Source organism: Xanthomonas sp. NCPPB 1325 (assembly GCF_041477645.2).
GTDB lineage: Bacteria > Pseudomonadota > Gammaproteobacteria > Xanthomonadales > Xanthomonadaceae > Xanthomonas > Xanthomonas cannabis.
The window spans coordinates 1,984,098-2,003,244 of the sequence record NZ_CM192985.1 but is presented as its reverse complement, the minus strand read 5'-3'; the positions used below and the strand labels follow the sequence as shown (position 1 = coordinate 2,003,244).

Sequence of the window (19,147 nt, the reverse complement as noted above, 5' to 3'; positions counted from 1 at the left end):
CTCGGCGTCGACCTACCGCAGGCGCCTACTCGGCAGAAAACAGACCAACCTGCCGCGGCGGATAGATCAGATCGCGCCCAACCGGGCGCGCATCGGCATTCAGCTGGTGCGGCTGCGCCGTGGTTTCGCCAAGGATATGCAGCACCTGCCACCCTCGGTGCAGCAACAGATCTGCAATCAAACGGCGATGGCACTGCCACCATAGCGCTTCGGCACACATCAGCGCGGTACGCCGCTCCCGTGCCATGGCCGTCGCCTGCTCCAGTCCGGCAGCGAACTCGCCACTGGTCATGTGGTCGGCATAGCCCTGAAACGCCGCGTTGCGCCACCCGCCATTCGGCGATCCCGCCTGCGCCTTGCGACGGCCGCCCAGCTCGGGCAGCCACAGATAGCGCACCGATACGGCATCCAGTGCCTGCGCCATCGTGTCGCTGGCAAACCAGGGGTAGCGGCGCGAACCCGGAAAACGACGCACATCCACCAGTGCCTCAATCCCATGCGCGCTCAGCAGCGCAACGAACGCCTCCCAGGTCCTGGTGGAGTGACCGATCGTCCAGACTGTTTTGCCCGCATCGCCCGCCGTCTGCTGCGAACGCGCGTTGGTGTTGATCAAGGGTGAGGTGTCATGCATCGCGGCAGTGGATTGAAGGAGTGCTAGTACAGCACTATCACCGCAAGCGACCATGCCAGGTGATGCCCGCGCGGCCCCACTGCCGTGCGCAATGCGGGCCCGCCTGATTCACACGCCTGCGATTCCTCGCACTCCGGAAGAACGCTGCTTGCTTCAAATCGCCCTGGAAGCGTTAGTCCAGCGCTGCGAGTGGCGGCAACATAACCACCTGCGGTGAACGGTTGACGGGGCTGCTGAGCGATCAGCCTGATGAGAAGTAGCCGCCACGGAAACCATAGCGCTGCGTATGGGATGGAAGATGGGACGACAGCGGACCTTGCAAAAGAAGTCCATCGCCTCAGCAACTTGTGGCAGCGTGTGGCGGAGAGAGTGGGATTCGAACCCACGGAAGGTTTGACCCTTCGCCGGTTTTCAAGACCGGTGCCTTAAACCGCTCGGCCATCTCTCCGATGCTGCTGCGCATGACCGCCGAAGGCATCGGCTGTCACGCTAGCGACCCGCACTGCGCGGGTGGCGCCTGACGGTGGCCGCAGGGACATCTTGTGCGGATCCACAATCCCCGGAACGCTCCCGGGCGCGCATTCTCGCATGCCCTGACGCGTTTTGCTTGGTGGCAGCACGCGCTTCTGGCTGGCCCAGCGTCGTGCGGCGCTACTCGTGGCCGGCCGCTGCATGTCGTGGTCGGCGGGCTGCACCCAAGCATGGATGCGGCCTGCCGAAGGTCTGCAGCGAAATGACTGCCGAGCAGCTCGCTGGCTGCCAGCCAACCTGTCAGCCAGCCGCGGCGGCCAGACGCAGCCCTCAGCCGGCATTTGGCCACGACCGCTCAGCCGGCTTCCGCCACCACCAAGCGCGGCGCGGTGCCGGCGGCGCGCTTGAGCTTTTCCGCCAGCTCGGCGCAGTTGCCGCCGCAATCCAGGCGCGAGCGTTCGATTTCCTGCGGCAGGTGCTCGGCCAGGAAGTCGATGAACACGCGCACCGCGGGCAGCAGGCCGCGGCGCGAGGCGAACACCGCATGGCAGATGCCCTGCGGCAGCGACCAATGCGGCAGCACCACTTCCAGTTCGCCGCTGCGCACCGCTTCGGCGCACACGGTCTCCGGCAGCATGGTGATGCCGAAGCCGTCGCGCGCCATCGATTGCAGCAGCGGGAAGTCGAAGCCGGCCAGGCGCGGCTGCAGGTCCACGCGGCGCATCTCGCCGTTGGGCCCATGCAGCTCCCAGCGCTGGTGCGCCTCGTCTTCGCTGGTGCTCATGGTGGTGTGGTTGGCCAGCTCGCTCGGGTCCTTGGGACGGCCGGCGCGGTCCAGGTACTTCGGGCTGGCCACCAGCAGCTCCTGCACCTGGCCGAAGCTGCGCATCACCAGGCTGCCGTCGTCGTCCAGGCGCGAACGCACACGCAGGGCGATGTCGTAGCCCTCGTTGATCACATCGACGCGGCGGTTGCTGATGTTGAGCTGCAACCGCACCTTGGGGTACTTGGCCAGAAATTCCGGCAACAGCTTGGGCAACTGGATCTGCGCGAGCGAGACAGGAACGCTCACACGGACAAGACCGCGCGGCTCGGCGCTGAGACGATCCACCACCTCGCGCGCGGCCTGGGCCTCGGCCAGCATGGTCTGGGCATGCCGGTGAACGCTGGTGCCGACGTCGGTAACCGCAAAGCGGCGTGTGGAGCGCTGCAGCAGGCGCACGCCCAGGTCGGTTTCAAGCTGGCTGATACGCCGGCTCAGGCGCGACTTGGGGATACCAAGCGCACGCTCGGCCGCGGCAAAGCCGCCGTGGTCCACCACCATCGCGAAGTAGTACAGGTCATTCAGGTCGTGCATGGCGCATGTATCCATGGATAGAACGATAAGTGATATTTAACCACCTTTATCCCAACAGGGCAACGACCTAGTCTGCGCATCTCCGCGGCGCTGCCGCTTGCCACAGGTCTCGCCATGAAGCTGCTCCACATCGACTCCAGCGCCCTGGGCGCCAATTCCGTCAGCCGGGAACTCAGTGCCGCCGCCGTTGCGCAGCAGCAGCGGCTGCACCCCGGGCTGCAGGTGACGTACCGCGATCTGGATCAGGAGCCAATCCCCCACCTCAGCGGCAGGTCGTTGGCACAGGCGGACGCGGCCGAAGCGGCCTTGGCCGAGCAGGCGATGCAGCAGTTCCTGGAGGCCGATGTCATCGTGATCGGCGCACCGATGTACAACTTCGGCATCCCTTCCACGCTCAAGGCATGGATCGACCGCATCGCGGTTGCCGGGCGTACCTTCCGCTACACCGCATCCGGCCCGGAAGGCCTGGCCGGCGGCAAGCGCGTCATCGTCGCCAGCGCGCGCGGCGGCATCTACCCCGACCCGAGCAATGATTTCCAGGAGCCCTACCTGCGTCAGCTGTTCGGCTTCCTGGGCGTGGACGACGTCAGCTTTGTACGCGCCGAAGGCCTGGCCTATTCGCCGCAGCACCGCAGCGACGCGATTGCGCAGGCGCTGACCGGCCTGCAGCAAACCGCAGACGCAGTGGCATAAGCGCGCGGCACCAAACGCAGGCCAGTGCCCTCGCCTGCGCCACAAGAGCGATAGCGACGTGCTGGGTGGGCGCAACGCGCTGCAATCCTGAGCGTGCTGCGTCATCCCGTGACTCGCGCCAGGCACTGCGCCATACGACCAGCCAGCCGCGTACAACGCGAAACGGGGCCACTGCTGGCCCCGTTTTTTTGTGCTGAAAGTGCACCGTTAGCCTGCAAGAGACACTGCACTTGCTCGTGCAAATGCGTACGTGCTGCCGATCCAACGATCACTCCAGACTGCGCGCGTGTATGCCGAGATCACTCGACATCCCTCCACCGCTGGACAGCGCTCGCCGGCTGCACCGGCCACGCCGACGTCAACCGATCTTTTCCATCCCACCCATATACGGGCGCAACACCTGCGGCACATCGATCGAGCCGTCGGCGTTCTGGTAGTTCTCCATCACCGCAATCATGGCGCGGCCCACTGCAGTACCGGAGCCGTTGAGCGTATGCAGCAATTCCGGTTTGCCGCTGGCCGGGTTGCGCCAGCGTGCCTGCATGCGCCGCGCCTGGAAATCGCCACAGTTGGAGCACGAGGAGATTTCACGATAGGTGTTCTGCGACGGCAGCCAGACCTCCAGGTCGTAGGTCTTGATCGCCGAAAAGCCCATGTCGCCGGTGCACAGCAGCACCTTGCGATAGGGCAGATCGAGTTGTTCCAGCACCACCTCGGCGCAGCGCGTCATGCGCTGGTGTTCGGCATCGCTGTCCTCCGGCGCGCAGGCCGTCACCAGCTCTACCTTCTCGAACTGATGCTGGCGAATCATGCCGCGCGTATCACGACCACCGCTGCCGGCCTCGGCCCGGAAGCACATCGAATGCGCCGTCATGCGCAGCGGCAGGCGCTCGGCATCGATGATCTCGTCGCGCACGATATTGGTCAGCGGCACTTCCGAGGTGGGGATCAGATAGCGGCGCGACTCACCCACTTCAGTCTGGAACAAATCGTCTTCGAACTTCGGCAGCTGCCCGGTGCCGCGCATCGAATCGGCATTGACCAGCAGCGGCACGTTGGTTTCTTCGTAGCCGTGCGCACCCACATGCAGGTCCAGCATGAACTGCGCCAGTGCGCGGTGCAGGCGCGCGATCGGCCCGCGCAGCACGGTGAAGCGTGCGCCCGACAACTTGGCCGCCGTCTCGCCGTCCAGCCAGCCGTGCGGCGCGCCAAGTTCCACATGGTCCTTGACCACAAAGTCGAACTGCCGCGGCGTGCCCCAGCGCGACTGCTCGACGTTGTCGCCTTCGTCCTTGCCCAGCGGCACGTCGCTTGCCGGCAGATTGGGCAGCCCCAACGCAATGGTGTCGAGCTTGGCGCGAATCGCATCCAGCGCCTCTTCCGACGCCTTGAGCTCATCGCCGAACCCGGCCACCTCGGCCATCAGCGCGGCGACATCCTCGCCTTTCGCCTTGGCCTGCCCGATTGCCTTCGACTTGGCATTGCGCTGGCTCTGCAGCTCCTGCGTACGCACCTGGATGCGCTTGCGCTCGCTTTCCAGCGACTCCAGTTCCGCGGTGTCCAGCGAGAAACTGCGGGTGCTGCGCAGGCGCTCGGCAAGGTCGGCGGGATGTTGGCGAAGCAGGGCCGGATCTAGCATCGGAAGTCTGTGTGTCGGTGAGGAGCGCGAGATTATCGCCTGTTCCGCCACCTGCTGCGATCGATTCACCGGGGCTATGCAAGAATTATGGCGATCCTTCAGGTGAGCCCTATGCCCGCGCCCCGCCCTGCGTCCGACCGCCAGATCGTTTTGCGCCTGCCCCGCCACACGCTGAAAATCGCCGGTATCGCGTTCGCTGCCGGCCTGCTGCTGTTCCTGTTGGTGTGGGCGACCGGCCGCAAGGACGATTTCTACAAGGCCTCCCCCACCCAACCGAGCGCCGGCACGCCGGCGGCGGACGACGCCGTTCAACCGCTGCCAGCGCCGCTGCCCGCCCAGGATAGCGCCAGCGACATGCCACAGGCCAAGCCGCAGGAAGAAGCGCCCACGTTGGTCGACACCGCGCCGGCGGCTCCGCCCGCGCCCGCGCCACTCCCGGAAGAAGCCGTCCCCGGTGCACCAGGAACCGCAGCGCCGGCCTCGGCCCCGGTGGCCGGCGGCAACCGCCCGGTGCCGATCCAGGGCCAGATGCCGCCGCCGCGGTATCCCTCCGCTGCGTTGCGCCGTGGCGATGCGGGCGATGTGGTGGTGCGCGTGGACGTGGATGCCGCCGGCAATCCCGGCGGCGTCACCCTGGTGCAGCGCAGCGGTTCGCGGGATCTGGACCGCGCAGCGATGGAGGCGGTCCGCCACTGGCGCTTCCACCCGGCACAGCGCAATGGCCAGCCGGTGGCCGGCAGCCTGGATGTTCCGTTCGAATTCAAGCCTGCTCAGTAAGCGCCACTGACGGCAGCGCTGATCGGCATCGCCCGGTGCTGCTGATCGGGCGGACGGCAGCCGTCGATATGCACTGATCGAGCCCGTACACGGCAATCGATTCGCCCGGATGCAACGGCCGCCACCGTCACTAACCTGAACATCCGCACGCCGGCAACTGCTGCCAGGCCTCGCGCCTTAGCTGCGCCTCAGGCAGTGCCGACCAGACTGGCTGCGTCATCCCAAAGATGCGCCAGGAGGTCGGCCATGTCCTTCATCTCGAACCCCTCAACGCCCCAGGCGCCAGCGATGTCGCGCGGCGCTCCGCCTGTGACGGGCCGGGGGCCGGATGCGGCAGACGACGGCGCCTCGCCATGGCTGTGGGCAACGCTGCTGGCTCTGCTGGTGGTCATTCCGGCCTGGTGGTGGAACCGGCATAGCGACGAGTCGTTTGCGACCGATACCGGCCCCGCTCCCGTCGCGAGCCGCCAGATTCTGCCCAGTGCCGATGGCCCCCGCGCGATGACCATGGTGGCGCATGCACCGGCACGCGCGGCTACCACCAGCATCGAAGCCCAACCGTTACCCGGCAATGCAATGCCCAGCTATCCCGCCGAACTGGCGCGCGCCGGCATCCAGGGCAGCCGTACCGTGCGCCTTCAGCTCGATGTGCAGGGCCGGGTGCGCGAGGTGGTCATTGTCGAACGCACCGGCAGCAACGACCCGCGCCTGGATGCGGCGGTGACCGACAGCCTGCGCCAGTGGCGCTTCGCGCCGGCCACGCGCGATGGTCATGCCGTGATCAGCAGCGTGCAGGTGCCGGTGGACTTCAGCGCAGCGCGCTGAGCCCGAAGCCGGCATCCCGCGCCAGGGTGTCGAAACCCGGGAACGAGGTCGCGACATTCGCTACATCGTTGACCTGCACGCTGCCGGTGGACAGCTGGCCGGCGATGGCAAATGCCATGGCAATGCGGTGGTCGCCATGGCTTTCGATCACGCCGCTGCCAATGCTGCCGCCGTGGATGGTGGCGCCATCCGGCGTTTCATCGACCTGCACGCCCAAGGTGCGCAGGCCAGTGGCCATGGCCGCCAGCCGATCCGATTCCTTGACCCGCAATTCGGCAGCGCCGGTGACCACGGTCTGTCCGCTTGCCGCAGCCGCAGCCACGAACAAGGCCGGAAACTCGTCGATCATGTCCGGCACCAGTGCTTCGGGAATGTGCGCGCCCTGCAACGGCGCGTAACGCACGCGCAGGTCGGCTACCGGTTCGCCGCCGTGTTCGGCATGACGTTCTTCGGTGATGTCGGCGCCCATCAGGCGCAACGCCGCCAGCAGCCCGGTGCGCCGCGGGTTCAATCCCACCGCGCGCAATACGACCTCCGAGCCGGGGATGATGCTGGCAGCCACGATGAAGAACGCCGCCGACGAAAAGTCGGCAGGCACCGCGATATCGGTGGCGCGCAGTCGCTGGCCGCCACGCAGACGCGCGGTGCCGGGAGCGAAATCGATCTCCACGTCGAACGCCGACAACATCCGCTCGGTGTAGTCGCGTGTGGGATGCGGCTCGGTCACCGAGGTCTCACCCTGTGCGTACAGGCCGGCCAGCAGCACCGCCGACTTGACCTGGGCGCTGGCCACCGGCGAAACGAATGCAATGCCCTGCAATGTCTGGCCACCGTGCACCCGCAGCGGCGGCGTGCCGTCATCCTGGGTGTCGATCCTGGCGCCCATCTGCGCCAACGGGCCGGTCACCCGCCGCATCGGCCGCTTGGACAACGAGTCATCACCGACCAGCACGCTGTCGAAGCGCTGCGCGGCAAGCACGCCGGCCAGCAGCCGCATGCCGGTGCCGGCGTTGCCGCAGTCCAGCGCCTCGGACGGCGGCTGCAAGCCATCCACACCGACGCCATGCACGATGCGCTGCGACGCCGATGGCGTTTCGATACGCACGCCGAGCTTGGCGAAAATGGCCGCAGTGGAGCGCGTATCTTCACCTTCGAGGAAGCCGTCGATCTGCGAGACGCCATCGGCGAGCGCGGCAAACATCACCGCACGGTGCGAGACCGACTTGTCGCCGGGAATGGCCAAGGTGCCACGCAAGGCGCTGCCTTGCCGGGCGATCCAGTGTTGCGTGCTGTTGCTCATGCGAATGATCCGAATGCTGCGCATCGCCACGGGCGGTGGCGATGCGCTTTGAAAGAGGGGCCGCGTTGCCGACACCAACGCAACGCGCCGATGGCGGCGGCTGTTCGTGCGCCTAGGGAATCGCCACCGGATACGACCCCAGCACCTTGATCTGTGCCGAATGCGCTTCCAGCTCGGCGAGTGCCTGCTTCATCGCCTCGTCTTCCACATGGCCGACCAGATCGATGAAGAAGCCGTACTCCCACTTGGCCTGGTGCGAGGGCCGCGACTCGATGCGGTTCATGCTGATGCCGTGGCGTGCGAACGGGCTGAGCACATCGAACAACGCACCCGGCTTGTCATGGATGAACACCAGCACCGAGGTGCGGTCGTGCCCGGACGAGGGAAAGATCTGGCGGCCGATCACCAGGAAGCGCGTGGTGTTGTCGTCGTCGTCTTCGATCGACTTCATGATGACCTTCTTCAGGCCATACACGTGCGCCGCGCTCTCGCCGCCGATCGCCGCAGCGTCTTCGGCGTTACGCGCGCGCCGTGCACCCTCGGCGTTGCTGGAAACCGCAATCTTCTCCACCTTGGGCAGATGCGACCGCAACCAGCCGGCGGTCTGCGCGAAGGACTGCGAATGCGCATAGATGCGCTCGATGTCGTCCAGCCGGCCGTTGCGCGAGAGCAGATACTGATGCACGCGCAGTTCGACTTCGCCGCAGATTTTCAGGTTGGAGGTCAGGAACATGTCCAGCGTGACCTGGATGGTGCCCTGCCCGGAATTCTCCACCGGCACCACACCGAAATCGGCATTGCCGGCTTCCACTTCCTGGAACACTTCCTCGATGGTCGCCATCGGCAGACCCACCGCCGAGCGCCCGAAATGCTTGAGCACGGCCTGCTGGCTGAAGGTGCCTTCCGGCCCCAGGTAACCGATCTTCAATGGCTCCTGCTGGGCCAGACACGCAGACATGATTTCGCGATACACGTGCACCAGCACTTCATCGCTGAGCGGGCCCTCGTTGCGGTCCACCACCATGCGCAGCACCTGCGCTTCGCGCTCGGGGCGGTAGTAGTCCACCGCCGCTGCCAGTTTGCCCTTGGCCTTGCCGACCTGGTGCGCGAAGTTGGCCCGCTCGGCGATCAATGCCTGGATGTTGCGGTCGATCTCGTCGATCTTGGCGCGCACATCGGCCAGCACCGGTGCGGCCGCGACAGGCTTGGCGACGGATTTGGCAGCCACCTTGGCAGGTTTGCTGCCGGGCGCACGCGCAGATGTGTCGGCAGACGTGCTCGCCGGGCTGTGTTTGCCGCCATTGGCGGCCTTGGGCTTGTTGGACTTGGGTGCCATCGCTGGGCATTCCTTGAAAAGACGGCGCACGCGCCTGCGCGGCATGCGCCGCGGTCGAAGTTGGACTCAGCCGTGACGCTGCTGGAAGTCGTGCATGAAGGCCACCAGTGCCTGCGCACCGGCCACCGGCATCGCGTTGTACAGCGATGCACGGATACCGCCGACGGCTTTGTGGCCCTTCAACGCAAGCAACCCGGCGGCCTTGGATTCGCTCACGAACAACGCATCCAACTGCTCGTCCGGCAGGAAGAACGGGATGTTCATGCGCGAGCGCACCGCCGGTGTGACCAGGTTGCGATAGAAGCCGCCGGAACGATCGATGGCCGCATACACCAGGCCGGCCTTCTCCGCGTTGCGCCGCGCAAACTCGGTCACCCCGCCCTGCTCCAGCATCCACTTCACGGTCAGCCCGAGCAGATACCAGTTCCAGGTTGGCGGCGTGTTGAGCATCGAATCGCGTGCCGCATGCGAGGCGTAATTGAAGATGTCGGCGCGCGGCTGCCCGGCGCGCTCGAGTAGGTCGCGCCGCACGATCAGCACCGAAATCCCCACCGGCCCCAGGTTCTTCTGCGCACCGGCATAGATCAGCCCGTAACGCGAGATATCAAGCGGCTCGGACGCAATGGATGAGCTGAAATCGGCAAACAACGGCAGTGTGCCCACATCCGGTGTCTCACGGAATTCGACACCGTGGATGGTTTCGTTGGCGGTGATGTGCACATAGGCCGAGTGCGGCGACAAGGTCCAGCTGGCTACCGGCGGAATCTCGGTAAAACCGCCCGCCTGTGCATCGGCAGCAATGCGTGCGTCCACGTAAGGTGCCGCCTGCTTGATCGCGGTCTTGCCCCAGTGGCCGCTGATCACATAGTCGGCCGCCTGGCCGGGCGCGGCGAAGTTCAGCGGCAGCAGCGCCTGGATCGTGGTGGCGCCACCGGCCGTGAACAGCACGGCATAGTCGTCGGGGATCGACAGCAAGGTGCGCAGATCGGCTTCGGCCGCGGCGGCGACCGCCATGAAATCCGCGCTGCGATGGCTGATTTCAACGATCGAGGCACCAACGCCATTCCACTCGACCATCTCCGCCTGCGCCTGCCGCAGGACCGATTCCGGCAATGTCGCAGGGCCGGCACTGAAATTGAACGCGCGAGTCATGGCACACCTTGTCGAGCTAGCCTTCTAGTATGCCGCAGCGCATCGGCCTTGGCAGCGGGCAAAAAAGTTGCAGCTGCATCCTTTTGACTGAGCCTGACGTAACGTAGTGACAGCCGCGGGACGAACTTCTGCCCCGGTCGGCTACTCTCACGCTGCAGCCATTGCCGGAGCCTGCCATGTCGTTTCGCACTGCTTTCAACCTGCCGTCCAGCGAGATCACCGATGAGGCCGTTTACCGCGACCGTCGTCGGCTGCTGCAACTGCTTGCGCTGACGCCGGCACTGGGCGTGGCCGGCTGCGCCGAGGCCGACCCGCCGCCACCGCCCAAGACGGTGGTGACCCCGGCGCAGGCGCGCAGCGGATTTCGCACCGCCGAGGAGTTGACCAAGCTGGAAGATGTCACCAGCTACAACAATTTCTACGAATTCGGTACCGACAAGACCGACCCGTCGAAGGCCGCCAAGACACTGAAGCTGTCGCCGTGGTCGGTGAAAGTGGGCGGCGAATGCGAAAAGCCCGGCAGCCTGTCGCTGGATGAACTGCTCAAGGGCGTCACGCCGGAAGAGCGCATCTATCGGCTGCGTTGCGTGGAAGGCTGGTCGATGGTGATCCCGTGGACCGGCGTGCCACTGGGCGAGGTGCTCAAGCGTTTCGCGCCGACCTCCAAGGCCAAGTATGTGGCGTTCACCACGCTGGCCGACCCGCAGCAGATGCCGGGTGTGCGCTATCGCTCGATCAACTGGCCGTATCGCGAAGGCCTGCGCATCGACGAAGCGATGCATCCGCTGACCTTGCTGGCCACCGGCCTGTACGGCAAGCCGTTGCCACAGCAGAACGGTGCGCCGCTGCGCCTGGTGGTGCCATGGAAGTACGGCTTCAAGAGCATCAAGTCGATCGTGGAGATCCGCTTCGTCGAGAAGATGCCCGAGACCGCCTGGCACGATCTGCAGCCGTCCGAATACGGCTTCTTTTCCAACGTGAACCCGGCGGTGGATCATCCGCGCTGGAGCCAGAAGACCGAGCGCCGCATCGCCGGCACTGCCAGCAAGCTGTTTGCCGAGCGCATTGCGACCAAGCCGTTCAATGGCTATGCCGATCAGGTGGCGTCGTTGTACGCAGGCATGGATCTGAAGAAGTGGTTCTAGGCAACACTCACTCCGGTATCGACCGGCCGTAGGAGCGCACCCGGGCGCGACAGGCCTTACCGGTAAGGCCCGGCGCGCCCGGGTGCGCTCCTACGCTTCATGCCCACGCGGCGTCGCTCCCCTCTTCGAGATGGCATGGCCAAGACCTCTGTTGCATTGATCGCCGCAAAGACTGCGGTACACGTTGCCGCACTGGCGCCGATGGCGCTGCTCTGTTGGCAGTTCTGGCAGGTGTGGCAGAACGGCAGCGATGCACTGGGCGCCGACCCGGTGGCCGAGATCGAGCACCGCACCGGTTTTTGGGCACTACGGTTTCTGCTGATCACGCTGGCACTCACGCCGTTGCGTCAGCTCACCGGCCAGGCGGTTGTGATCCGCTTCCGCCGCATGCTGGGGCTCTACGCGTTCTTCTACGCCAGCGTGCATCTGCTGGTGTACCTGACCCTGGACCTGCGCGGCTTCTGGACGCAGATCTTCGAAGAGATTCTCAAGCGTCCCTACATCACGGTGGGATTTGCGGCCTGGCTGCTGTTGCTGCCGCTGGCGATCACCTCGACCCAGGGCTGGATGCGCCGGCTCAAGCGCAACTGGGGCCGCCTGCACCAGCTGATCTATCCGATCGGCGTGCTGGCGGTGCTGCATTTCTGGTGGCTGGTGAAGTCCGACATCCGCGAACCGGCACTGTATGCCGGCATCCTGGCCGTGCTGCTGGGCTGGCGGATCTGGAAAAAGCTCAGCGCGCGCCGAACCACAGCAGGGCGCTCAGCGCCGCCGCCAGCAACACCGCGCTGAGCAGCAGCCAGGGCCAGCGTGCGACCTTCATCGGTGCGCGCGCCGGCGCGGCGGTGGCACGCGGCGGCGGCGGCGGTTCGGAATCGGGAATGTCCCAGGTGGTGCCGTGATGGATGCGCGGGACTTCCACCACGAAGCGGTGACGCGCATCGAACACGACCTGGTCGCCGGCCTGCAACCAACCATCGCGCACCTGCACGCCATTGATCCAGCTGCCCTCTTCCGACCCCAGGTCGCGCATCAGCACGCGGTCGCCATGGCGTTCCAGGCGCGCGTGCTGGGCAGTGAACGCCGGGTCGTCGATGACGATGTCCGACGCCGGGTCGCTGCCGACCAGGCGTGAGCGGTCAAGGGTGAAGCTGCGTCCGTGGTGGCGCCCGCCCAGCCCGCGCAGCAGCAGGCAGACTTCGCTCAGGCCGGCATTGTCCTCCGGCGCATCGTTGGCCGGTGCGCTCGACGGCGCGCTGCGCAACAGCATCTCCACACCGTCGGCGTAGATCGCATCGCCGGGACGCAGCAAGGCCATGCGCCGCACCGGGCGTCCGTTGACGTGGATGCCGCGGATGCCATTGGCCACCTGCAGCCACAGGCCACGCTGGTCCAGGCAGAACTGCGCCAACAGCAGCGCACCCTGCGCATCGGCGACCACCCGCACGCTGCCGGAGGCATGACGGACGATCCGGTGGACGCCGGGCGTGAGGGAATGATCCGGCTGCTGCCGGTGGGTGAAATGAACTTGCAGGTCGCGCACCCGCCGCAGCCTAGCAGGTTTGCCGCCAGCAGCGGCCAACCCGGCATCTTGCACACCGCCGGAGGGCGGCGTCGGGCTGTTGTGCAGCGAAGCGTACGCGCTGGAAATGCGCGCATCGGCACCGACGCATATGTCTCCACGGTGCCGCCTGGAGCGCGGCGCGAGCGGTCGCACTTGGAGCCGGACGCGCGCATGCGCACAATGCGCGCCTACTTTCGTCTCACCCAGGCAGCTCATGTCCAGCATCGATATCCGCCACGACCATTCCCTGCCGCCGGCCCAGGCCCGCGCGGCGATCGACGAGGCGGCGCGCAAGCTGACCGATCGCTACGGCGTTGCCTCGCATTGGGAAGGCGACACCTTGCGCATCGCCCGCGCCGGTGTGGATGGTGCAATCACCCTGCTGCCGCAGCAGGTACACGTGACAGCCGAGCTCGGCTTCCTGCTGTCGGCCGTGCAGCCGATGGTGGAATCGGAAATCCGCCGCCTGCTGGCGGAAAAACTCGCCTGAGCCAGCGCTGCGCGCAGGTTTGCCGCTTCAGCGCCAAGTCACCCGCCCCGCATGCGATGGGCGGATGCTTGGGCCAGGCCTGATCGGGTGGCGCTTCACCTGCCCGATGCAGGACCGGCACTAGGGTGAACGCAACGTCACTTTGGCAATCGACAGGAGCACTCCATGACGACCGGATACGACCAGAACGGCAATCGCGACCACACGGCGTCGGGCTTCCAGGCCCAGGCAGAGCAGATCTCGCGCCGGCTCGGCGAATCGGCGCAGACCGTGTGGCTGGCGGGACTCGGCGCGCTGGGCCGGGTGCAGAGCGAAGGCGGCAAATTGTTCGACTCGCTGGTGCGCGAGGGCGCTGCCTACGAGCGCACCGGCCAGCGCAAGGCGGCCGAAGGCGTGGACGAGCTGCGCGAAGAAGTGGAAACCCAGTTCGAGCAGGCACGCGATACCGCAGTGCGCGGCTGGGACAAGTTGGGCAAGGCCTTCGACGAACGCGTCAAGGGCGTGCTGCGCACGCTCAACATCCCCGAGCAGGAAGAGCTGGAAACACTTCGGCGTGAAGTGGAATCGCTGAAGGCACAGGTGCGGGCCAATACCGCCGCGACCAAGCGGGCCAACCGCACGGCCAATCAGGCCGCGCAGGCTGCCAGCAGCGAGACGACCAGTGCAGGCACCACCGCCGGCACCTCGCAGACCGGCAATACGGCGGCTTTCGACGGGGAGTGAACTGCGGGAAGGGGTCGGCTTGGTGCACGGGATGCAGGGCGTCGCACCGGCGCCCGTCGACAGTTGCTGTCCTGCGCAGCCAGGTCGCCCCGGACCGCACCGGGGCCATGCGATAGCCGCCCCGTCACCGTGTTGCAAAGCAGCATGGTTTTACAGACAATCGGGAACGACCCGCCAGTCCTGTATCACGAAGTCCGTTTGCTCCCCTCCCCTCACGGCTTCGGACTGGCGGGTCTTTCGTTGCCTGGGTCACGGCTCGTGACATCGCCGCCCGCGATCCATTGACGAATCCGGCACGAAGGATTCTTCTAGGCGCATCGACTCGTAATACGCGCCATCCCTTCGCTTGATGCTTATGCCTTCCTGGATTTTGGCGCTCGTGGCTGCACTGCTGCTCTGGTTGGCGGTGTGCGCCTACTTCTGGCTGGTGCGGCGTCGCGCCAACGAAACCGACGAAGGCATCCGTGCCCTGGCTGCCCTGCATTGGCGCGACTTCTCCGCGGTGGTGCTGCGGGTGCTGCAGGACCAACGCGGCTGGCAACCAACCCAGCTGCCGCAGGATGGCCTGCCCACCGCCGATTTCATGATGCAGACCGATCACGGCACCCGCCTGGTGGCCTGCAAGCATGGCCGCGGCTATCGCATCGGCGTAGCTGCAGTGAACGAACTCGGGGCGATGGCACGGCTGGCCGGCGCTGGCGGCGGGGTGATGGTGACCGAAGGCCGCATGGAGCGCGAAGGCCTGGCTGCGGCAGACAAGCAATCCATCGAAGTGCTGGACGGCACGCGCATGTGGCCCTTGCTCAAACCCTATCTGCCGGGCGATGTGGAGACCCGCGTGGTGACCCTGGCGCGACGACGCGCGCTCCGCCACAGCGTCATTGCCGGTGCCGTCCTGGCCACGCTTGCCCTGGTGGCGGTGCTGGCACTGCGCCCGCCCGAGCCACACCCCGCACCGCCCGCCGCGGCTTCGCGGGCGGGCACAACGCAGCCGAGCCCTACCGCTGCGGCCGCCATGAACGCTGCGCAGTCCACAGCGCCGGCAGCGCCAGTCGGCGCCGCGACGGCAACCAGCGCAGAGCCGGATGCCGAGACCCTGCAAGGCTATCGGCGCGAGGTGTCCAGGGCATTGGCGCAGACGCCGGGCCTGGTGCGCGGGATCTGGATCACCCAGGCGACGCTTGCGGTGGATCGTGCGGTGGACGACAGCACGGCATGGCCGCTGATCTGCCGCGAACTGCAGCGTTACCCCTATCTGCGCACGGTGCGCGTGCAGCTCAACCCCCGACCGGGCGTGGACGAGCCGGTGCGATGGCGACAATGCACCACGATCTGATGCGGGTGGGCCGCGATGGTCTGCCACCCCGCAGGTAAACATATCGGGCGTCTGGCGTGGGCACGCGCGAGTCCAGTCGATCCCGCGCTGATCTGTGGGCGCGGCTGGGCGATGACTGCGACGCGCTCCCGTCATTGCGCATGCAGCGGCTGGCCATTTACGACAGCTGGGTCAGGCGAGCCGCGCTCTCGAAGCCGCCGTGCACACCGGCGTTGCAGCGACTGCGTTCTGCAACGCGATAGGCCCTACGCCGGAGGCGCGCGCGAGGCTCCAGTACAGCGTCAGCGCATGCCCGGCGCAAACCGCGCCACCAGATCGTAGGAGCCGCCCAGAAACAGCTGGCGCACATAGGTCACCGGTTGCTCGCCACGCCAGGTGTGGCGGTCGATCACCAGACAGGCCGCGCCTTCGTCCACCTGCAGGCTGCGTGCCTGCGCGGCATCGGCGCTGACTGCGCTGATGCGGTGTTCGGCACGCGTCCACGGCACATTGCGCAACAGCCAGCTGCCGGGAGCGAGCGTGGTGAATGGCTCTTGCAGGGCCTCGGGCACGGTGGTGACATCGATCACCCGCTGTTCCAGCGCAAACGGGCTGCCATCGGCCAGATGCAGGCTGTCCAGCGCGAGCAGCTTGCCGGTGCTGCCCAGCGCGCGCTCCTGCGGCACGCGCGGGCGCACGTTGCGCAGCCGCCGCGACAACAGCGAAAACGCGTAGCGATGTCCGCGCGTGGTCATCTCCACTTCGATATCCGGGATCGACAGCGCCACCTGCTCCAGATGCGGATGCGGGCGCGCCACGAACGAGCCGGTGCGGCGGCGACGCTCGATCATGCCGGCGTCGGCCAGCAGGCCGAGCACCTTGTTGACGGTCATGCGCGAGCAGCCGTACTGCGCCATCAGTTCGTGCTCGGGCGGGATGCGGTGCCCGGGCGGCCAGTCGCCGCTATGAATGCGTTGCTCCAGATCCTGCCGGATGCGGTGGTGCAAGGTGCCGGGCGCGGCGATGGGGGTGGCGGTCAAAGCGGAGGTCTCCGGTCAGACCTGCATTGTGCGCGCATCGGCTCCTTTGCCCAGCACTGTGCGCAACACCTGTGCGAACCGCGCGGCGATGCGTGCGCGGTCGATATGCCGGCCATCGCGCACCACCGCACGCCCGGCGCGCCAGACGGTGCGCACCGCCCCCGCGCGTGCGGCGAATATCCAGCTGTCCAGCAGCGCGTCGTCGTCGCGTGCGAGCAAGGCCGGGTGCGAGGCATCTAGCTCCACCAGATCGGCCGCGGCGCCTGTCTGGATACCGTGCACCACACTGCCCAGTGCCTGTGCCGCGCCCCTGCCGGCCTGGTCGTACAACCAGCGTCCGCTCGACACATCGGCGGGCGCCAGCACGTTGCGCGCCTGCACGCTGAGCCGCTGGCCATATTCGAGCAGGCGCAGCTCCTCGGCGGCATCGATCAGCACATTGGAATCGGAGCCCACACCGAAGCGGCCACCCGCGGCGGCGAACACCTGCATCGGGAAGATCCCATCGCCCAGATTCGCCTCGGTGATCGGGCATAGCCCGACCACCGCGCCGCGATCGGCAATGGCCTGCACTTCACTGCCGGTGACATGCGTGGCGTGCACCAGGCACCAGCGTGCGTCCACCGGCGCATTGGCCAGTAACCAGTCCACCGGGCGCTGGCCCGACCAGGCCAGGCAGGCATCGACCTCGCGCTGCTGCTCGGCAATGTGGATGTGCACCGGACCATCGGTCAGCGGCAGCAGTGCCATCAGCTGGTGCGGCGTGACCGCGCGCAGGCTGTGCGGCGCCAGGCCGAGCACGCCGTCGGGCAGCGCAGTGAGGCTTTGCCTGCAATCGTCGAGCAGCCGTGCGAAGCCGTCGATGTCGTGGATCAGGCGCTTCTGCGCCGCGCTGGGTGCGGCGCCGCCAAAATCCGAGTGCGCGTAGAACACCGGCAGCAGGCTCAGCCCGATGCCGGTATTGGCAGCGGCAGCGACGATGCGCCCGGACATTTCGCCGGCATGCGCGTAAGGCGCGCCGCCGGGGCTGTGGTGCAGGTAATGGAATTCGCCGACGCGGGTGAAGCCGCTTTCCAGCATCTCCACATACGCCTGCTCGGCGATCGCCTGCAGGCTGTCCGGGTCGAGCCGGTCGACAAAGCGGTACATCAGCTCGCGCCAGCTCCAGAAGCTGTCACCGCGACGCCCACCCACTTCGGTCAGGCCGGCCATGCCGCGCTGGAAGGCGTGGCTGTGCAGGTTGCCCAGGCCGGGCAGCAGCGTCCCGGCACGGGTATCGGTGGCAGCCACCGCGGTATCGGCCTGCACCGACACGATGCGCCCCTGCGCCAGGCCGATGCGCACACCGCTGGCCCAGCCGCCTGGCAACAGGGCCCGCGCTGCCCACAACGCTTGTAACGGCTGGTCTGCCACTGGACACCCTCGATTGACGAATCTATTGTATATACATATCAGACACCACGAGCCTGCGCCATGCATTGCGACGTTCTCTGGCACAACGCGCAGCTGATGACCCTGGACGCACCAGGCGGCGGTCTGGGTCCGGTGGACGATGGCGTGGTCGCCTGCCTGGACGGCCGCATCGTGTATGCCGGCCCGGCCGCGCAGGCGCCAGGGTTCGCAGCGGCCACCACGCACGACTGCCAACGACGCTGGATCAGCCCGGGCCTGATCGATTGCCACACGCACCTGGTGTATGCAGGCAACCGCGCCAACGAATTCGAGCAACGTCTGCGCGGCGCCAGCTACGCCGACATCGCCGCAGCCGGTGGTGGCATCGTGGCCACCGTGCGGGCCACCCGCGCTGCCGACGATGCCGTCCTGCTCGCTGCCAGCCTGCCGCGCCTGGATGCACTGCTTTCCGAAGGAGTGACCACGCTGGAAATCAAATCCGGCTACGGGCTGACGCTGGAGGACGAAACCAAGCAACTGCGCGTGGCGCGCGCGCTCGCCGGCCTGCGTCAGGTCGAGGTGGTACCGACCTTTCTCGGTGCGCATGCGGTGCCGCCGGGCAGCGCTGCGCAACCTTACATCGATGCGGTCTGCACCCGGATGATTCCGGCGATTGCCGCGCATGGCCTGGCCGAAGCGGTCGACGTGTTCTGCGAGCACCTGGCGTTTACGCCTGCCCAGGCCGAACAGGTCTTCATCGCCGCGCAGGCGCACGGGCTGGGCATCAAGATCCATGCCGAGCAGCTGAGCAACCAGCATGGCGCGGCGCTGGCCGCGCGCTACGGGGCGTTGTCGGCCGACCACATCGAATACCTGGACCAGGACGGCGTGGCGGCCATGGCCGCTGCCGGCACGGTGGCGGTACTGCTGCCCGGTGCGTTCTATTTCACCCGCGATACCCAGTTGCCGCCGATCGAGGCCCTGCGCACGGCGGGGGTGCCACTGGCCCTGGCCACCGACTGCAACCCCGGCACCTCGCCGCTGACCAGCCCGCTGCTGGCGATGAACATGGCGGCCACGTTGTTCCGCATGACGGTGGACGAATGCATCGCCGGCTTCACCCGCGAGGCTGCGCGTGCGCTCGGCCGCAGCGCGCGACTGGGCCGGTTGCGCGCCGGCCTGGACTGCGACCTGGCGATCTGGGACATCGATGCGCCGGCCGACCTGGTCTATCGCATGGGCTTCAACCCGCTTCACGCCCGCGTCTGGCGCGGGCATTCGACCTGATTCACTGGAG

18 protein-coding genes and 1 tRNA gene are annotated in these 19,147 nt (G+C 66.9%); 9 read left to right on the top strand and 10 right to left on the bottom strand.

Annotated elements, in window-relative coordinates; genetic code table 11:
• Positions 1 to 25: 25 nt before the first annotated feature.
• The 3 genes from ACCQ10_RS08445 to ACCQ10_RS08435 all read right to left on the bottom strand — a co-directional run bounded on the left by ACCQ10_RS08445 (position 26) and on the right by ACCQ10_RS08435 (position 2,474).
• Complete coding sequence (locus tag ACCQ10_RS08445) at positions 26 to 631, bottom strand: DUF488 domain-containing protein (protein WP_372362760.1); 606 nt, start codon at positions 629 to 631, stop codon at positions 26 to 28.
• A gap of 358 nt (positions 632 to 989) precedes the next feature.
• Positions 990 to 1,079 (bottom strand) — tRNA-Ser (locus ACCQ10_RS08440).
• Positions 1,080 to 1,457: 378 nt separating this feature from the next.
• On the bottom strand, positions 1,458 to 2,474 hold the full coding sequence (locus ACCQ10_RS08435) for a LysR family transcriptional regulator (RefSeq protein WP_003485786.1): 1,017 nt from the start codon (positions 2,472 to 2,474) through the stop codon (positions 1,458 to 1,460).
• Positions 2,475 to 2,573: 99 nt separating this feature from the next.
• Between ACCQ10_RS08435 and ACCQ10_RS08430 the strand changes: the two genes are divergently transcribed.
• Positions 2,574 to 3,152 carry an FMN-dependent NADH-azoreductase gene (locus ACCQ10_RS08430; RefSeq protein WP_372362759.1) on the top strand — a complete coding sequence of 193 codons (579 nt, stop codon included), beginning with the start codon at positions 2,574 to 2,576 and terminating at the stop codon, positions 3,150 to 3,152.
• A gap of 358 nt (positions 3,153 to 3,510) precedes the next feature.
• Here the strand turns inward: ACCQ10_RS08430 and serS are convergent, their stop codons facing one another.
• Positions 3,511 to 4,791: a serine--tRNA ligase gene (gene serS / locus ACCQ10_RS08425; protein WP_372362758.1), complete on the bottom strand. Its 1,281-nt coding sequence runs from the start codon at positions 4,789 to 4,791 to the stop codon at positions 3,511 to 3,513.
• A 111-nt stretch (positions 4,792 to 4,902) separates the two neighbouring features.
• Here serS and ACCQ10_RS08420 point away from each other — a divergent pair, with 111 nt between their 5' ends.
• Both ACCQ10_RS08420 and ACCQ10_RS08415 read left to right on the top strand, forming a co-directional pair.
• A complete protein-coding gene (locus ACCQ10_RS08420; protein ID WP_372362757.1) occupies positions 4,903 to 5,568 on the top strand; it encodes an energy transducer TonB in 666 nt (221 codons plus the stop codon).
• Positions 5,569 to 5,925: 357 nt separating this feature from the next.
• Positions 5,926 to 6,393 (top strand): energy transducer TonB, encoded by a 468-nt coding sequence (locus ACCQ10_RS08415; RefSeq protein WP_047696771.1) that lies wholly within the window; start codon positions 5,926 to 5,928, stop codon positions 6,391 to 6,393.
• On the opposite strand, the gene aroA is transcribed toward ACCQ10_RS08415, so the two are convergent.
• The 3 genes from aroA to serC all read right to left on the bottom strand — a co-directional run bounded on the left by aroA (position 6,377) and on the right by serC (position 10,181).
• Positions 6,377 to 7,693, bottom strand: coding sequence for a 3-phosphoshikimate 1-carboxyvinyltransferase (gene aroA / locus ACCQ10_RS08410; RefSeq protein WP_372362756.1), 1,317 nt, complete (start codon positions 7,691 to 7,693; stop codon positions 6,377 to 6,379). The two genes, ACCQ10_RS08415 and aroA, sit on opposite strands and share 17 nt — an antisense overlap.
• Positions 7,694 to 7,805: 112 nt before the next feature.
• Positions 7,806 to 9,029 carry a prephenate dehydratase gene (gene pheA / locus ACCQ10_RS08405; protein WP_372362755.1) on the bottom strand — a complete coding sequence of 408 codons (1,224 nt, stop codon included), beginning with the start codon at positions 9,027 to 9,029 and terminating at the stop codon, positions 7,806 to 7,808.
• Positions 9,030 to 9,095: 66 nt separating this feature from the next.
• On the bottom strand, positions 9,096 to 10,181 hold the full coding sequence (serC, locus tag ACCQ10_RS08400; RefSeq protein WP_184374136.1) for a 3-phosphoserine/phosphohydroxythreonine transaminase: 1,086 nt from the start codon (positions 10,179 to 10,181) through the stop codon (positions 9,096 to 9,098).
• 176 nt (positions 10,182 to 10,357) lie between these two features.
• On the opposite strand from serC, the gene msrP reads away from it, so the two are divergent.
• Positions 10,358 to 11,326 carry a protein-methionine-sulfoxide reductase catalytic subunit MsrP gene (gene msrP, locus ACCQ10_RS08395; RefSeq protein ID WP_039412641.1) on the top strand — a complete coding sequence of 323 codons (969 nt, stop codon included), beginning with the start codon at positions 10,358 to 10,360 and terminating at the stop codon, positions 11,324 to 11,326.
• A gap of 135 nt (positions 11,327 to 11,461) precedes the next feature.
• A complete protein-coding gene (gene msrQ, locus ACCQ10_RS08390) occupies positions 11,462 to 12,118 on the top strand; it encodes a protein-methionine-sulfoxide reductase heme-binding subunit MsrQ (protein ID WP_372362754.1) in 657 nt (218 codons plus the stop codon).
• On the opposite strand, the gene ACCQ10_RS08385 is transcribed toward msrQ, so the two are convergent.
• Complete coding sequence (locus ACCQ10_RS08385) at positions 12,060 to 12,869, bottom strand: FHA domain-containing protein (RefSeq protein WP_372362753.1); 810 nt, start codon at positions 12,867 to 12,869, stop codon at positions 12,060 to 12,062. The two genes, msrQ and ACCQ10_RS08385, sit on opposite strands and share 59 nt — an antisense overlap.
• A gap of 235 nt (positions 12,870 to 13,104) precedes the next feature.
• Here ACCQ10_RS08385 and ACCQ10_RS08380 point away from each other — a divergent pair, with 235 nt between their 5' ends.
• From ACCQ10_RS08380 to ACCQ10_RS08370, 3 genes are all read left to right on the top strand, one after another.
• Positions 13,105 to 13,380 carry a polyhydroxyalkanoic acid system family protein gene (locus ACCQ10_RS08380; protein ID WP_039412646.1) on the top strand — a complete coding sequence of 92 codons (276 nt, stop codon included), beginning with the start codon at positions 13,105 to 13,107 and terminating at the stop codon, positions 13,378 to 13,380.
• A 165-nt stretch (positions 13,381 to 13,545) separates the two neighbouring features.
• Positions 13,546 to 14,103, top strand: coding sequence for a phasin family protein (locus tag ACCQ10_RS08375; RefSeq protein ID WP_039412647.1), 558 nt, complete (start codon positions 13,546 to 13,548; stop codon positions 14,101 to 14,103).
• Positions 14,104 to 14,452: 349 nt separating this feature from the next.
• The gene (locus ACCQ10_RS08370) at positions 14,453 to 15,439 is read left to right on the top strand and encodes a restriction endonuclease (protein WP_372362752.1); all 987 of its coding nucleotides are present in this window, start codon (positions 14,453 to 14,455) and stop codon (positions 15,437 to 15,439) included.
• 281 nt (positions 15,440 to 15,720) lie between these two features.
• On the opposite strand, the gene hutC is transcribed toward ACCQ10_RS08370, so the two are convergent.
• The gene (gene hutC, locus ACCQ10_RS08365; RefSeq protein WP_372362751.1) at positions 15,721 to 16,458 is read right to left on the bottom strand and encodes a histidine utilization transcriptional repressor HutC; all 738 of its coding nucleotides are present in this window, start codon (positions 16,456 to 16,458) and stop codon (positions 15,721 to 15,723) included.
• A 15-nt stretch (positions 16,459 to 16,473) separates the two neighbouring features.
• A complete protein-coding gene (locus tag ACCQ10_RS08360; protein ID WP_372362750.1) occupies positions 16,474 to 17,871 on the bottom strand; it encodes a formimidoylglutamate deiminase in 1,398 nt (465 codons plus the stop codon).
• Positions 17,872 to 17,931: 60 nt separating this feature from the next.
• Here ACCQ10_RS08360 and hutI point away from each other — a divergent pair, with 60 nt between their 5' ends.
• Positions 17,932 to 19,137 carry an imidazolonepropionase gene (hutI, locus tag ACCQ10_RS08355; protein WP_372362749.1) on the top strand — a complete coding sequence of 402 codons (1,206 nt, stop codon included), beginning with the start codon at positions 17,932 to 17,934 and terminating at the stop codon, positions 19,135 to 19,137.
• Positions 19,138 to 19,147 lie beyond the last annotated feature (10 nt).

Coding starts and splice junctions, on each gene's coding strand:
- ACCQ10_RS08445 (WP_372362760.1), bottom strand. CDS start 631: ATGCATGACACCTCACCCTTGATCAACACCAACGCGCGTTCGCAGCAG.
- ACCQ10_RS08435 (WP_003485786.1), bottom strand. CDS start 2,474: ATGGATACATGCGCCATGCACGACCTGAATGACCTGTACTACTTCGCG.
- ACCQ10_RS08430 (WP_372362759.1), top strand. CDS start 2,574: ATGAAGCTGCTCCACATCGACTCCAGCGCCCTGGGCGCCAATTCCGTC.
- serS (WP_372362758.1), bottom strand. CDS start 4,791: ATGCTAGATCCGGCCCTGCTTCGCCAACATCCCGCCGACCTTGCCGAG.
- ACCQ10_RS08420 (WP_372362757.1), top strand. CDS start 4,903: ATGCCCGCGCCCCGCCCTGCGTCCGACCGCCAGATCGTTTTGCGCCTG.
- aroA (WP_372362756.1), bottom strand. CDS start 7,693: ATGAGCAACAGCACGCAACACTGGATCGCCCGGCAAGGCAGCGCCTTG.
- pheA (WP_372362755.1), bottom strand. CDS start 9,029: ATGGCACCCAAGTCCAACAAGCCCAAGGCCGCCAATGGCGGCAAACAC.
- serC (WP_184374136.1), bottom strand. CDS start 10,181: ATGACTCGCGCGTTCAATTTCAGTGCCGGCCCTGCGACATTGCCGGAA.
- msrP (WP_039412641.1), top strand. CDS start 10,358: ATGTCGTTTCGCACTGCTTTCAACCTGCCGTCCAGCGAGATCACCGAT.
- msrQ (WP_372362754.1), top strand. CDS start 11,462: ATGGCCAAGACCTCTGTTGCATTGATCGCCGCAAAGACTGCGGTACAC.
- ACCQ10_RS08380 (WP_039412646.1), top strand. CDS start 13,105: ATGTCCAGCATCGATATCCGCCACGACCATTCCCTGCCGCCGGCCCAG.
- ACCQ10_RS08375 (WP_039412647.1), top strand. CDS start 13,546: ATGACGACCGGATACGACCAGAACGGCAATCGCGACCACACGGCGTCG.
- ACCQ10_RS08370 (WP_372362752.1), top strand. CDS start 14,453: ATGCTTATGCCTTCCTGGATTTTGGCGCTCGTGGCTGCACTGCTGCTC.
- hutI (WP_372362749.1), top strand. CDS start 17,932: ATGCATTGCGACGTTCTCTGGCACAACGCGCAGCTGATGACCCTGGAC.